The organism is Gordonibacter urolithinfaciens (assembly GCF_900199375.1).
GTDB classification, from domain to species: Bacteria; Actinomycetota; Coriobacteriia; order Coriobacteriales; family Eggerthellaceae; genus Gordonibacter; species Gordonibacter urolithinfaciens.
The window spans coordinates 3,081,568-3,095,372 of sequence record NZ_LT900217.1; the positions used below are offsets into that span (position 1 = coordinate 3,081,568).

General features: G+C 70.9%; 10 protein-coding genes. 9 read left to right on the forward strand and 1 reads right to left on the reverse strand.

Going from position 1 to position 13,805, the window contains the following annotated elements; all coding sequences use genetic code 11:
* Positions 1-339 precede the first annotated feature (339 nt).
* From BN3560_RS13235 to smc, 9 genes are all read left to right on the forward strand, one after another.
* A complete protein-coding gene (locus BN3560_RS13235; RefSeq protein WP_096228411.1) occupies positions 340-918 on the forward strand; it encodes a TetR/AcrR family transcriptional regulator in 579 nt (192 codons plus the stop codon).
* 4 nt (positions 919-922) lie between these two features.
* Positions 923-2,527: a phytoene desaturase family protein gene (locus BN3560_RS13240; protein ID WP_096228412.1), complete on the forward strand. Its 1,605-nt coding sequence runs from the start codon at positions 923-925 to the stop codon at positions 2,525-2,527.
* A gap of 259 nt (positions 2,528-2,786) precedes the next feature.
* Positions 2,787-4,070 carry a chloride channel protein gene (locus tag BN3560_RS13245; RefSeq protein WP_096228413.1) on the forward strand — a complete coding sequence of 428 codons (1,284 nt, stop codon included), beginning with the start codon at positions 2,787-2,789 and terminating at the stop codon, positions 4,068-4,070.
* Between the two features lie 3 nt (positions 4,071-4,073).
* The gene (locus tag BN3560_RS13250; protein ID WP_096228414.1) at positions 4,074-5,354 is read left to right on the forward strand and encodes a chloride channel protein; all 1,281 of its coding nucleotides are present in this window, start codon (positions 4,074-4,076) and stop codon (positions 5,352-5,354) included.
* 8 nt (positions 5,355-5,362) lie between these two features.
* Positions 5,363-7,231, forward strand: a complete 1,869-nt coding sequence (locus BN3560_RS13255; protein WP_096228415.1) for an ABC transporter ATP-binding protein — start codon at positions 5,363-5,365, stop codon at positions 7,229-7,231.
* A gap of 174 nt (positions 7,232-7,405) precedes the next feature.
* Positions 7,406-7,585 carry a 50S ribosomal protein L32 gene (gene rpmF, locus BN3560_RS13260; protein WP_041238879.1) on the forward strand — a complete coding sequence of 60 codons (180 nt, stop codon included), beginning with the start codon at positions 7,406-7,408 and terminating at the stop codon, positions 7,583-7,585.
* Positions 7,586-7,772: 187 nt separating this feature from the next.
* The gene (gene plsX, locus BN3560_RS13265; protein WP_123674136.1) at positions 7,773-8,768 is read left to right on the forward strand and encodes a phosphate acyltransferase PlsX; all 996 of its coding nucleotides are present in this window, start codon (positions 7,773-7,775) and stop codon (positions 8,766-8,768) included.
* Positions 8,769-8,919: 151 nt separating this feature from the next.
* Positions 8,920-9,765 carry a ribonuclease III gene (gene rnc, locus BN3560_RS13270; protein ID WP_015538874.1) on the forward strand — a complete coding sequence of 282 codons (846 nt, stop codon included), beginning with the start codon at positions 8,920-8,922 and terminating at the stop codon, positions 9,763-9,765.
* A 3-nt stretch (positions 9,766-9,768) separates the two neighbouring features.
* Positions 9,769-13,344, forward strand: a complete 3,576-nt coding sequence (smc, locus tag BN3560_RS13275; RefSeq protein ID WP_096228416.1) for a chromosome segregation protein SMC — start codon at positions 9,769-9,771, stop codon at positions 13,342-13,344.
* A gap of 64 nt (positions 13,345-13,408) precedes the next feature.
* Here smc and BN3560_RS13280 read toward each other — a convergent pair whose 3' ends face one another.
* Positions 13,409-13,759 (reverse strand): hypothetical protein, encoded by a 351-nt coding sequence (locus BN3560_RS13280; RefSeq protein WP_087192125.1) that lies wholly within the window; start codon positions 13,757-13,759, stop codon positions 13,409-13,411.
* Between the last annotated feature and the right edge of the window lie 46 nt (positions 13,760-13,805).

Sequence of the window (13,805 nt, forward strand, 5' to 3'; positions counted from 1 at the left end):
TCGCGGACGAGAACGAAGGCCCTGGCAACGGGAGCGGTGCCCGAAGTCGTTCGCGCAGCAAAACGTTCCGCATATCGCCGGCTCGTGCGTTGCGGACGCTTCCCCTGTGGAACTTATGCTCCCGCAGGTTCCCTATTCGTCCATGACGATGCAGGCAAGGGAATCGAGCGGCACGGTCGTGGGGCGGTCCCTGCCTGCGAGGGCGTGTTGCGGGCATTCTGGGAAACCGCATGAACATCCTATGTGAAAGAGGCTGAAGCGATTTTGCGTTCCCACGCCTCGAGCTCGCTCTCCATGTGCTAATATTGAATTCTAATTCAATGAAAGGAAGTTCAACAAATGGTGTCGAGGCAGGAGCAGCGGGAACGGCGGCGCGAGGAGATACTCCGGGCGGCGCTGCGCCTGTTCGTGCGCAAGGGCTACGCGGGCACGAAGGTGGGCGACATCGCCGAGGCGGTGGGCATGAGCACGGGGCTCATGTTCCACTACTTCGAGTCGAAGGAGGCGCTCTACGAGGAGCTGATAGGCTTGGGCGTGGGCGGGCCGATGGCGATGATGGACGGCGGTGCCGGGGGCGACGCGATCGCGTTCTTCGAAGGGGCCGCCGCGAGCATCCTGGCCTTTTTGCGCGAAGACCCCTTCATGGCCGACATGTTCGTGCTCATGGGCAACGCGCTTATGGACGACGCCATCCCCGAGCGCGCGAAGGAGCTGCTCGCGGGCTTCGACATGAACACGCCCACGGCCGAGATGGTGCGTCGCGGCCAGCGCGAGGGCACCGTCCGCGCGGGCGACCCGACGGCGCTCTCCATCGCGTTCTGGGCGGCCATCCAGGGCATCGCCGAGGAGCTGGCCGTGTATCCCGATATGCCGTGCCCGGAACCGGAATGGATCGTCGACATCGTGAGGAAGAGGTAGGGGAATGGATCAGCTGAAGAGCGAGCACGCAGGCGGGGGCACGGCCAAGAGAACGGATGTTTCACGTGAAACATCGGAGGAGCGATCGTCGCGCGCGACGGGCGCGGCGGGGGCGGGAGCTTCGTCGAAGCGCGTCGCCGTCGTGGGCGCCGGCATCGCAGGGCTCGCGGCCGGGGTGTACGCGCGCCAAAGCGGCTTCGACGTCACCGTCTTCGAGTCGCACGCCATCCCCGGCGGCGCATCGACCAGTTGGAGCCGCAAGGGGTACCTGTTCGAGGGCGGCATGCATTGGCTCACGGGATCGTCGCCGAAGACGGCGCTCAACGCGGTGTGGAACGAGATCGGCGCGCTCGATGCGGACGTGCCGATATACGTGCGCGACCCCTTCCTCGCCTACGAGTTCGAGGGGAGGACCGTCTACCTGTACCGCGACGTCGACCGCCTCGAGGAGCACCTGCTCGACGTCGCGCCCGAAGACGCGCGCCAGATACGGCGCCTCGTCAAGGACGTGCGCGCGTTCATGAAGGTGAGCATGCCCGTCTTCGACCTCAAGGGCGTGAAGGCGGCCGTGCCGCGCAAGGCGGGCATGGGGGAGATGCTTGCCATGCTGCCGGCGATGACGCGCATGCCCGCCTACGCGAACCAGACCGCCCGTGCGTTCGCGGATCGCTTCTCCAACCCGCTGCTGCGCACCCTGTTCGCGAGCATGGTCGGCGAGGACATGAGCGCGATGGGACTCGCGTTCACGCTCGCGACGCTCGCTGCGGGCGACGGCGGGTACCCGCTCGGCGGCTCGCTCGCCATGGCCCGGCGCGTCGCTGAGACGTTGGAGCGGCTGGGAGGTCGGATCGAGTACCGGAGCCTCGTCGAGCAGGTTGCCGTGCGGGACGGGCGAGCGGTGGGCGTGGTCGTGGACGGCGAAGAGCGGGCGTTCGATGCCGTCATCGTGACGCAGGATCTGCGCATGGCCGTCGACGAGCTCTTCGACCCGCCGATCGTCGAGCCTTGGGCGGAGCATTTGCGGGAGCACGTGCATCCGATCCTCGACACGTTCGTCAGCCTCGGCATCCGAAGCGACCTCTCGGACGTGCCGGAATGCGTCGGGTTCCCCCTCGACGAGCCCGTTTTCTGCGGAGGGCAGCGACACGACGCGCTTTCCTTCAACAACTACGCCGCCTACGAGGGCTACGCGCCCGAGGGCTGCACGGCCATGACGCTGTTCATGAACGGCGACACGTACGACTGGTGGGCCGCGCGCAAGGCCGACGGCACCTACGCGCAGGAGAAGCGCAAGCTCGCCGAGGCAGTGATCGCCGCGGTGTCGAAGAAGTGCCCGCAGGTGGAGGGCAAGGTGGAGGTATGGGACGTGGCCACGCCGCTGACCTACGAGCGCTACCTGCGCTCGTACAAGGGCTCGTGGATGTCGAACATGCTCCCCGGCGAGAAGGCGCGGAGCTACCCGGCGAAGCCCGAGGGCATCGCGGACGTGTACTTCGCCGGCCAGCGCCTCGTCGCCCCCGGCGGCCTGCCCACCGCGGTCGACACCGCCCGCACCGCCGTCCAGCACCTCTGCCGCGACACCGGCACGGTGTTCCAAGGGGCGCTCTGACGGGTCGCCCCGCGGCGGTCCTCGGATGTTTCACGTGAAACATCCGTTCGTTTCAATTTGCGGCGCGCCGGGTCATGGACCCGACGCGCTCTTTCCTCTTGCGAGGCGCATTCCGCTCGGGATGACGCAAGGGGCTCGTCAACCGGAGGATGCACGCCGGGTGGCGACTCATTGACGACGCCGCCTCCGGCTCCGTCGCCCAACGCAGTCTCGCCTACCATATGAGGGATAGGCAAGGCGACGAGGCGGGGAGGCGGACATGGCGAAGCGCGAAGCGGAGGGCGGCGGCGTTGATCCCTCCCAGGTCGTGCGCCACTTCCTGTTCGCTCTCGCGGCCGGCGGGGCCGGCGCGGCGGCCTCCATCGCGCTCTCGCTCGCCGTCGACCTCGCGGCGCGGCTCTCCGGGCGCTTCCCGTGGCTGCTCCTCGCGCTGCCGGCGCTCGGCGCGGCCTCCGTTCTGCTGTACCGTGCGCTCAAGCTGCCCGCGCACCTGGCCACCGACACGCTGGTGGACCGCCTGCGCCGCAACGACCGCGTGCCGCCCGCGCTCGCGCCGGGCATCCTCGCGGGCACGTTCCTCACCGTGCTCGGCGGCGGGTCGGTGGGCAAGGAGGCCGCGGCGCTGCAGATGGGGGCGTCGCTCGGCGCGCTCGTCGGCCGCCCCTTCAAGCTGGCCCCCGTGCGCCGGGGCGCGCCGGCCATCCCCCAGGGCTACGCGGCAGCCACGGGCATGGCGGCGTGCTTCGGGGCGCTCTTCTTCGCGCCGCTCGGCTCGACGATGTTCGTGCTCGAGCTCGCCCGGTTCGACCGGACGGTCGCGCGCCACGTGCCCACGCTGCTGCTCGCGTCGTTCGCGGCGTTCGGCATCGCGCGCCTGACAGGCATCGGCGACGTGATCCCGCGCATCGCCGTGCCCGCCTTCTCCTGGCCGCTCGTCGCGCAGTGCGTGCTCGTGGGCCTGGCATGCGGGGCGGCGGGCACCGTGTTCGGCACGGGGCTGCGCCTCGCGCGCCGCGTCGTGCGCCGGCGGGTGGGCCGGCCGCTGGTGGCCGCCGTCGCGGGCGGCCTCCTGTTCGCGGGCATCGTGCTGGCGTTCGGGTGGCAGGGCTTCGAGGGCACGGGCATGCCGCTTCTGCGCGGCGCGCTCGCGGGGCATGCGGGCGGCGCCGATTTCGCCGTGAAGGCGGGCCTCACGGTGCTCGCGCTCGGCTTCGGGCTCAAGGGCGGCGAGATCATGCCCATGTTCACGGTGGGCGCGCTTTTGGGCTGCGCGCTCGGCGGCCTCACGGGGGCGGCGGCGCCGTTCTCGGCCGCGCTCGGGCTGGCGGCGTTCTTCGGGGCCGCGAGCCGCTGCCCGCTGGCTGCGCTTCTCATGGGCGCGGAGATATTCGGCCTGGCCGCCGCGCCCTATCTGGCGCTCGCGGTGGCGGTGGCCTACGCGGGCAGCCGCGACGTGGGCGTGTTCGGGCACGGCACGGCGAGCGAGCTCGCGCGCCTGCGCGCACGGGCCCGCGATCTCGCGCGGCGCCGGGAAGGGCGCTGAGGCATGGGGCGCGCGACGGGCCGCCTTCCCGGCCAGCTGGCGCGCCACGCCGCGTTCGCGCTCGCGGCCGGAACGGCCGGGGCGCTCGCGGCGTCGCTCGCCACCCTCGCGCTCGACGCGGCCTCGGCGCTCTCCGCGCGCTTCCCCTGGCTGCTGTTCGCGCTGCCGCTTCTAGGGGCGGCCTCCATCGGGCTCTTCAAGCTGCTCGGCCTGCCGCTCGGCGCGCAGCCCGGATCGGTGGTGGAGGACGTGCGCGACGATGGCCGCGTGCCGCTCGCCCTGGCGCCTGCGGCGCTCGCCGGCACGCTGTTCACGGTGGCGGGCGGGGGGTCGGCGGGAGCGACGGCAACCTCGCTCGCCATGTCGTCCTCGGCGGCGTCGGAGCTCGGCAGGCTCGCGCGGGTCGAGCCCCTGGCGGCGTCCGGCGCGCGGGCGCCCCGCCGCGGCTGGACGGCGGCCTGCGGGATGGCGGCGGCGTTCTCGGCCCTGTTCGGCGCGCCGCTCGCGGGCGCCGCGTTCGCGCTCGAGCTCGTCCGGTTCGACGGCGCCGTCGCGCGCCATCTGCCCGCCGTGCTCACGGCCTCCCTCGCCGCTTGGATCGTTTCGCTGCCGCTCGCCGGCGGTTACGCGCTCCCTGCGGCGGCTCCCCCGGACGCGTCGTGGCGCGCGGGCGCGCTCTGCTTGCTGGTGGGCCTCGCGAGCGCTGCGGCCGGCACCGTGTTCGGCTGGTCGCTGCGCGCGCTCAGGCGGGCCTTCGGGCGCGCTCGCGTCCATCCCGCCCTCGTGGCGGCCGCGGGAGGCGCGCTCGTCTGCGCGCTCGTGCTCGCGTTCGGCTTCCAGCGCTTCGAGGGATCGGGGCTCTCGCTTGTCGCGGACGCCTTCGCCGGGGATGCCGGCCCCTTCGACTTCGCCGCGAAGGCGCTGCTCACCGTGGTCACGCTCGGCTTCGGCTTCAAGGGCGGCGAGGTGATGCCCGCGCTTTCCGTGGGCGCGCTTTTGGGGGCCTCGTGCGCGGGGCTCATCGGCGCCGCGCCGCCGTTCGCAGCGGCCATGGGGGCCGCGGCCTTCCTCGCGGCCGCCGCACGCTGCCCGCTCGCCGCGGTGCTCCTGGCCGGCGAGGCGTTCGGGTGGGCCGCCGCGCCGTGGGCCGCGCTCGCCGTGCTGCCCGCCTATCTGGGCAGCGTGGACGTGGGCATGTTCGGCCGCGGGATCACGGCGTGGCGGACGCGCTCGCGCGCTGCCCGCGGGCAACGAGAGGATCGACGACGCGGGAGAGGACGGTAAGCGCTACAATGGCAACCATGGACACCAAGAAGAATCCCCCAGCCCCCGCGGTCGACCCCGCGGCCCCTTCGGGCGCCGACGAGCCGCGCGTTTCCGCACGCCAGGTGCTCGCGCGCTTCGTCGCCTATTACAAGCCCTACAAGTTCCTGTTCTTCTTCGACCTCGTGTGCGCCTCGGTGCTCGCGGCGGTCGATCTGGCCTTCCCGCAGTTCCTGAACTTCTTCACGAGGCAGTTCTTCCTGGAGCCGCCCGAGGTCATCCTCTCCACGCTCGGGTGGATAGCGCTCGGGTTCGCCGCGCTGTACGCCCTGCGCACGGCCTGCCAGTACTTCATCACGGCGTGGGGCCACATCATGGGCGCGCGCATGGAGGCCGACATGCGCATGGACCTGTTCAAACAGTACCAGCGCCTGTCGTTCAGCTACTACGACCGCAACAACACCGGCGAGATGATGAGCAAGCTGCTCACCGACCTGTTCGACATATCGGAGCTGGCGCACCACGGGCCGGAGAACCTGTTCATCTGCATTCTGAAGATCGCAGGCTCGTTCGTGCTGCTGTTCATGATAAACGTGCCGCTCACGGCCATCATGCTGGCGGCCACGGCGGTCATGGCGGCCTACGCGTTCTGGCGCAACTACAAGAAGCGCGTCATCTTCACGGAGAACCGCAGGAAGATGGCCGACATCAACGCGCGGCTGCAGGACTCGCTCGGCGGCATCCGCGTGGTGAAGTCGTTCGGCAACGAGGGCGTGGAGATCGGCAAGTTCAGCGGCACGAACAAGCGCTTCGTGGACACGAAGGAGAGCTCGTATAGGTTCATGGGCGCGTTCCATGCGGTGAACTCGGTGTTCACCGGCGTTCTGTACACCGTGACCATCGTGGGCGGCGGCTACTTCGTGGCCACGGGGGGCCTGGCGCCCGCCGAGCTCGCCATCTACGCCCTGTACATCGGCATCTTCCTGTCGCCCATCGAGCAGCTCATCAACTTCACCGAGCAGTTCCAGAAGGGCTACGCGGGCTTCCGCCGCTTCATGGAGGTGCTGGCCGTGAGGCCCGACGTGCGCAACCGGCCCGGCGCCCTGCCGCTTGCGGCCGCCGAGGTGGAGCGCGGGCGGGCGGACGGGTTCGTGGCCGGAGAAGTGCGCTACCGTGGCGTGCGGTTCGGCTACGACGGCGAGCACGAGGTGCTGCGCGGTCTGGACCTGGCCATACCGGCCGGTACGACCGTGGCGCTCGTGGGGCCGTCGGGCGGCGGCAAGACCACCACGTGCTCGCTTCTGCCCCGGTTCTACGACCCGGGCGCGGGCTCGGTGGAGATCGACGGCATCGACGTGCGCGACGTGACGGTGGAGACGCTGCGCGAGGCCATCGGCATCGTGCAGCAGGACGTGTACCTGTTCGGCGGCACCGTGCGCGAGAACATCGCCTACGGGCGTCCCGATGCCTCGGACGACCAGATCGTGGAGGCGGCGCGGCGCGCGAACATCCATGAGTTCGTCATGGGCCTGCCGGAGGGCTACGACACGTTCGTGGGCGAGCGCGGGGCGCGGCTGTCGGGCGGGCAGAAGCAGCGGATCGCCATCGCGCGCGTGTTCTTGCGCAACCCGCGCATCCTCATCCTGGACGAGGCCACGAGCGCGCTCGACAACGAGAGCGAGCGGGCCATCCAGGCGTCGCTCGAGGAGCTGTCCGAGGGCCGCACCACGCTCGTCATCGCGCACCGGCTGTCCACCATACGCGGCGCCGACCTCATCGCGGTGGTTGAGGACGGCCGCGTGGTGGAGCTGGGCACCCACGACGAGCTGCTGGAGCTGGGCGGCACGTACGCGCGCTATTACGAGATGCAGTTCGGTCGCCCGTCGGAAGGGCTCTGAGCGGCCCTTCGCGCCCTCGGGGCCCCGCCGTGTGGAGCACGTGTGGCATGTCGAAGAAAAGCGCAGATGGGGCCTTGCGCGGCGCATGAACCTTTGGTACTATACCGTTTCGCATGTTTACTAAGCGAGGACGGGCGGCACGGGTTCGCCCGGCTTACAGAAGGAGCATAGATCATGGCAGTACCTAAGCGCAAGATGGGCCGTATCCGCACCCATAACCGTCGCAGCAGCAACGATAAGATCGGTGCGCCCGCCCGTTCCGTGTGCCCGCAGTGCGGCGAAGTGAAGCTTCCGCACCGCGTGTGCCCGAACTGCGGCTTCTACAAGAACCGCGAGGTTATCGAGACGGAATAGCGCATCCGCGCTTTGGCGCGCGCTCTTCGGCCGCGTTGAAAAGCCTCCCCGCACGTCAGCGCCCGCTGATGCATGGGGAGGCTTTTTCAGGTTGGTTGAGCAAGGCGCGCGCGGCCGGGGCCCGGCAGGGCCGCGGTTCGCGCAGGAGGCCGGCCTCGCGGGAGGCCGTCGGCAGGAGGAGGCAATCATGTCCGAGGAAGTCACGATAGCGGTCGATGCCATGGGGGGCGACGATGCCCCGGGCGTCGTGCTCGACGGCGTGGCGCAGGCGCTCGAGGCCGACGGGGCCCTGCACGTGGTGCTGTGCGGCCCGGCCGAGGTGGTAGAGCCGTTCGCGGCGGCGCACGAGCGCTGCGAGGCGCGCGCGACGACCGAGGTCGTCGGCATGGGCGAGCACCCGGCCGAGGCCGTGCGCAAGAAGAAGGACTCGTCTGTCGTGGTGGGCTGCCGCCTGGTGAAGGAGGGCGCCGCGCAGGGCTTCTTCTCCGCCGGCTCCACAGGCGCCTGCCTGGCGGCGGGGACGCTCGTCATGGGCCGCATCAAGGGCGTGTCGCGGCCGGCGCTGGCCACGGTCATCCCGTCGCCCGTGCGCCCGGTGGTCATGTGCGACATCGGCGCGAACGCCGACTGCAAGCCCGCCTACCTCGTGCAGTTCGCCCAGATGGCCACCATCTACGCCGAGCGTATCGTGGGGATAGAGAACCCGCGCGCGGCGCTGCTGAACATCGGCGAGGAGGAGGCGAAGGGCTCCCAGTTCGCCCAGGAGGCCTACGCGCTGCTGAAGGAGCAGCTGCCGAACTTCGCCGGCAACGCCGAGGGCGGCGACATCCTCCCCGCGAAGTTCGACGTCATCGTGACGGACGGCTTCACGGGCAACGTGTGCCTCAAGACCATCGAGGGCACGTCCAAGACGCTGTTCAAGACGCTCAAGGGCGTTATGATGAAAACCCCCGTCACGAAGCTGGGGGCTCTTGCCATCAAGGGCGGCCTGAAGGAGCTCATGGCGCAGGTGAGCCCGGACACGTACGGCGGTGCGCCGCTCCTGGGCGTGAAGGGGGCGCTGCTGGTGGGCCACGGCTCGTCGAATGCCTTCGCCGTGAAGAACGGCGTGCTCACCACGGCCGGCGTGGTGCGCGCGGGGGTTTCTGAAATAATCGCGCAGACCGTGGCGAAGGGCGCGTAGTCGGCTACAATGAACCGAACGGCAAGGTGGCCCCGGCGCGTCCGCGTCCGGGGCCTTCCTTGCGCCCGGCCCCCCGTCCTGCCGGGGGCGCGGGGCGGCGCCGACGGACCGGAACACGCGAACGAAACGACCAGCAGAGGGCCGAACCTTCATGATATTGACCGAAGAGCAAGAACAGAAGCTCGCCAGAGCGCAAGAGATACTCGACTACCGCTTCGATAGCGAGCACCTCCTGCTCTCTGCCATCACCCACCCCTCGGCAACCGAGGGCAAGTCCGTCAAGTACTCCTACGAGCGCCTGGAGTTCCTGGGCGACAGCATCCTGGGCGCCATCGTTGCGGCCATAGCGTTTCACCGCTTCCACGACCTGGACGAGGGCGGGCTCACGCGCATCAAGGTGGCGCTCGTGTCGGGCGCGAGCCTGTCGGACGTGGCCGACCGCCTGGGCTTCGCGGACGTCATCGTGTTCGGCTCGTCGGAGACGGGCACGGGCAAGCGCGGCCTGCACTCCGCGCTGGAGAACGTGTACGAGGCCGTGGTGGCGGCGCTCTACCTGGACGGCGGCATCGGGGCCGCTCAGGAGTTCGTGGAGCGCACGCTCATCCCGCGCATGTCGCTGGACATGGCGCGCGAGCCGGAGAACCCCAAGAGCGCCCTGCAGGAGAAGCTGCAGGAGGACGGCATAACGCCCACGTACAAGCTCGTGGAGACGCAGGGGCCGCCGCACGACCGCACGTTCGTGGCGCAGGTGTTCGCCGGCACGCAGGGCCTGGCCCGCGGCACCGGCCGCACGAAGAAGGAGGCCGAGAGCCAGGCGGCCAAGAGCACGCTCGCGCGTCTCGGCGAGTTCTTCGGGCTGGGCGTGGACGAGGAGACGCGTGCCGAGAAGGCCGAGGCCGCGAAGCTGGCCAAGGCCGAGAAGGCGGCGGCGCGCGCCGAGGAGAAGGCGCGCAAGAAGAGCGAGCGCGCCCAGGCCAAGCAGCGCAAGCAGGGGTAGGCCGTGTACCTGAAGTCGCTCGTCCTCAAGGGTTTCAAGTCGTTCGCCGACCGCAGCGCGCTCGCGCTCGAGCCGGGCATCACGGCCGTGGTGGGCCCGAACGGCTCGGGCAAGTCGAACATCTCGGACGCGGTGCTGTGGGTGCTGGGCGAGCGCAATGCGAAGAACCTGCGCGGCCAGGCTATGGAGGACGTCATCTTCGCGGGCTCGTCGGCGCGCAAGGCCACGGGGCTGGCCGAGGTGGACCTCGTGCTGGACAACTCGGACGGCACGCTTCCCGTGGATTTCGCCGAGGTGGCCATCACGCGCCGCATGTACCGCTCCGGCGAGAGCGAGTACCTGATAAACGGGGTGGTGGCGCGCCGCATGGACGTGCTGGACATCTTGCACGACACGGGGCTCGGCACGGGCACGCACTCCATCATCAGCCAGGGCTCGCTCGACTCCATCCTGCAGTCCAAGCCGGAGGACCGCCGCGCGCTCATCGAGGAGGCCGCGGGCGTGCTCAAGCACAAGCAGCGCAAGGCCAAGAGCGAGCGGAAGCTGGAGCACATGGACCAGCACCTCGCGCGCGTGAAGGACGTGGCGGCCGAGGTGGAGCGCCAGCTGGGGCCGCTCGAGCGCAAGGCGAAGCGCGCGCGGGCCTACCAGGGGCTGTCCGCCGAGCTCTCCGAGCTCACGTTGGCGCTGGCCGCGGACGACCTGCGCGTGCTGCAGCGCGCCTGGGACGAGGCTGTGGAGCGCGAGCGGGCCTTGGACGAGGAGCTGGCGCAGAAGAAGGCCGCCATCGCCGAGGCCGAGACGCGCGCCGAAGAGCTGCAGGAGCGGATACGCCGCGAGAGCGCCGACGCGGGCGAGCTGGCCAAGACCCATCGCCGTGCGTCGTCGGCCGTGGAGCGCTTCGACGGCGCCACGCTGCTGTTGCATGAGAAGCGCCGCGCTGCGCAGGCCCGCGAGGCCGAGCTGCGCGTGGCGCTGGAGGCGGGCAAGGCGCGCCGCGCCGCGGCCGAGGCCGAGCGCGCGCAGGCGGCGGCGCAGGTGGGCGAGGTGCGCGCCGAGCGCGAGCGCGCCGACGCCGACGTGGCGCGCCTTGCCGAGGAGCACGCGTCGCTCACCGAGCGCCACCGCGCGCTCGACCGCGAGGCGGCCGCGCTCACCGAGGCGCGCCGAGGTGCCGAGCGCGCGCAGGAGCAGGCGCGCCGCGAGCTCGCGGCCACGCAGGAGTCGCTGGCCAGCGGCCTGGCGCACGTGAAGCTCATCGAGGGCCACGGAAAGGAGCTGGAGCTGCAGCTCCAGCGCTCGCAGACCGATGCCGCAGCGCTTGCCGAGGCGGCCGCGGTCGCCGGCGCGGCGCTGGAGGCGCTCGCCGACCGCGAGGCGGCGGCGCGCGGGGCGGTGAGCACGGCGTTCGCCGCGCGCGAGGCCGCCCGCACCGCGCTCGAGGAGGCCCGCGACGAGGCGTCGCTTTTGGCCTCGGAGATCAAGGGGCTCGAGGAGGTGGAGCGTGCGAGCGCCGCCGCAGGGCCCGCCCGCGCCTGGCTGCTCGATCACTCCGACGAGCTGTCCTGCGCCTTGGCACCGCTCTCGCACGTGCTGCGGGCCGAGGCGGGGTCGGAGGCCCTCGTGGAGCGCCTGCTGGGCGGCGACGTGGCGGCGCTGCTCGTGGACGAGACCGCCGGAGCGGCCGCCGTGGCAGCTGCGCTCGCATCCTGCGACGAGCAGGGCGAGGTCGTGCTCGTGGCCCGCGACGACGCCGCCGGGCCCGGCCACGCCGCCGACGAGCTGCCTGCACGCGCCGCCGCGGCGGCCGGGCTTGGGCGCGCGCTCGTGGACGGGCTGTCGTACCCCCCCGAGGCCGCCCGCGCCGTGGAGGCGCTGATGGGCGATGTGGTGGTGTGCGACGGCCTGGACGCTGCGCTCGCCGCCCATGCGCGCGACGGCTTCGGCGCCCGCTTCGTCACGGAGGACGGCTGCGTGGTGTGGCCCGGGGGCAAGGTGACGCTCGGCGCCGCTGCAGCCGACGATGCCGAGGGCGTGCTCGCCCGCGCCCGGCGCCTCGACGGTTTGCGGGCCCGCCTCGCCGAGGCCGACGCCGCCCGCGACTCGGCCCAGCAGGCGTCCGCCGCGGCCGAGGAGGCGCTGCGGCAGGCCCAGGGCGAGAGCCTGCGCCTGTCCCAGGAGCTGGCCGAGCTGCGCGGCAAGACGGACGCCGCCCGCGCCGACGCGCGCCGCGCCGAGGAGAAGCTGGCGGCCGTGCGGCGCGAGTTCGAGGACATCGAGCGCCAGCGCGCCGAGGCCGAGCGCACCGTGGCCGAGGCGCGGCCGTCGGTGGAGGCCCTGGAGCAGCGCCTGGCCGGCCTGGCCCAGCAGCTGGAAGACGATACGGCACGCCTCGCCGAGGCGCAGGACGCCGTGGTGCCGCTGCGGAAGCAGGCGGCCCAGGTGCGCGACGCGCTGGCAGAGGCGAAGCTCAAGGCGGCCACGCTCGCCGAGCGCGAGACGTACACGTCCCGCGTGGCGGATGCGCGCGCCCGCGAGATCGAGCAGGCGGCCGCGGCCGACGCCGATGCCCGCGAGGGTTTGCTGCGCAAAGTGGTGGCGCAGCGGCGCATCGAGCCCTTGCTCGCGATCATGGAGGAGCTCTCCGACAGCGCCCGGCGCCGCACGCGCGCGCTCGAGGAGGCTGCGAGCGCCGCCCAGGACGCCGCCGGGGGCATGCACCAGGCGGCCAACGAGGCCCGTGCCGCCGCACGCTCCGCGCACGACGCGTTCGACGAGGCCAACGCCCGCATGGGCCAGGCCCGGGTCGACAAGGGCCGCCTGGAGGTGCAGGTGGAAGGGGCGGTGAACGCCATCGTCCACGACTGCAAGGTGCCGCTCGACCATGCTCTCGCGCTGCCCGCGCTAGACGACCGGGGCGCGGTGGAGGACCAGGCGTTCAAGCTGCGCCGCCGCATCGCCAACATGGGTACCATCAACCCCGATGCCGCCGACGAGTACGAGCGCCTCAAGGAGCGCTACGACTACCTGGCCGCCCAGCTGGCCGACCTCGACGGCGCGCGCCGTGCGCTCGGCAAGATCGTGCGCGTCATAGATGCCCGCATGAAGGACGACTTCGTCCGCACGTTCGACGCGGTCAGCAAGAACTTCAGCGAGATCTTCGCCGTGCTGTTCCCGGGCGGCTCGGCCGAGCTCTCGCTCGTTGACCCCGACGACCTGGAGAACACGGGCGTGGAGGTGACGGCGCAGCCGCGCGGCAAGCGCATCACGAAGATGATGCTCATGTCCGGCGGCGAGAAGTCGCTCACGGCGCTCGCGCTGCTGTTCGCGGTGTACCGCATCCGAACGACGCCGTTCTACATCCTCGACGAGGTTGAGGCCGCGCTCGACGACTCGAACCTGCGCCGCCTCACGTCGTACCTGGAATCGCTGCGCGACACCACGCAGCTCATCATGATCACGCACCAGCGGCGCACCATGGAGATGGCCGATGTGCTGTTCGGCGTGTCCATGCAGGCCGACGGCGTGACGAAGGTGGTCAGCCAGAAGCTCGAGCACGCCTTGCGCCACGCGGAATAGCGCAGCGGCCTGCGTGCGGGATGGGGGGCGGGCGATGGCCGCGCTCCCGCCGCGGCCGCTATTCCTACTTCGCGATCAGGTAGACGATGTTGGCGAGCGCCCAGACGAAGAACAGCACGCAGTTGGCCCTCGCCAGGACGTTGAGCACCTTGTTCGACAGTTTCTCGCCTTTGACCAGCACGTCTGCGTTCAGCAACGAGAAGAAGAGGATCATGAGCGAGTAGCTGTTCATGTTGCCCTCGTTGCCCGTGGCCAGCGAGTAGACGAAACCCGCCCATATGAAGGGCAGCATGACCAGGGTTATCGCCTGGAACAGGCTCGCATCCTGCCGCTTGCGAAACTCGGGGTCCTTCCGCTGCTCGAACCAGCCCTTCGCCTGCCCGCTTGCAGCAGCTTCCAAATGCTCTTCAGCCATGATGAGACGCTCCATTTCCAGATAGAGTATAGTGAGAACCGAAAGT

Coding starts and splice junctions, on each gene's coding strand:
- BN3560_RS13235 (WP_096228411.1), top strand. CDS start 340: ATGGTGTCGAGGCAGGAGCAGCGGGAACGGCGGCGCGAGGAGATACTC.
- BN3560_RS13240 (WP_096228412.1), top strand. CDS start 923: ATGGATCAGCTGAAGAGCGAGCACGCAGGCGGGGGCACGGCCAAGAGA.
- BN3560_RS13245 (WP_096228413.1), top strand. CDS start 2,787: ATGGCGAAGCGCGAAGCGGAGGGCGGCGGCGTTGATCCCTCCCAGGTC.
- BN3560_RS13250 (WP_096228414.1), top strand. CDS start 4,074: ATGGGGCGCGCGACGGGCCGCCTTCCCGGCCAGCTGGCGCGCCACGCC.
- BN3560_RS13255 (WP_096228415.1), top strand. CDS start 5,363: ATGGCAACCATGGACACCAAGAAGAATCCCCCAGCCCCCGCGGTCGAC.
- rpmF (WP_041238879.1), top strand. CDS start 7,406: ATGGCAGTACCTAAGCGCAAGATGGGCCGTATCCGCACCCATAACCGT.
- plsX (WP_123674136.1), top strand. CDS start 7,773: ATGTCCGAGGAAGTCACGATAGCGGTCGATGCCATGGGGGGCGACGAT.
- rnc (WP_015538874.1), top strand. CDS start 8,920: ATGATATTGACCGAAGAGCAAGAACAGAAGCTCGCCAGAGCGCAAGAG.
- BN3560_RS13280 (WP_087192125.1), bottom strand. CDS start 13,759: ATGGCTGAAGAGCATTTGGAAGCTGCTGCAAGCGGGCAGGCGAAGGGC.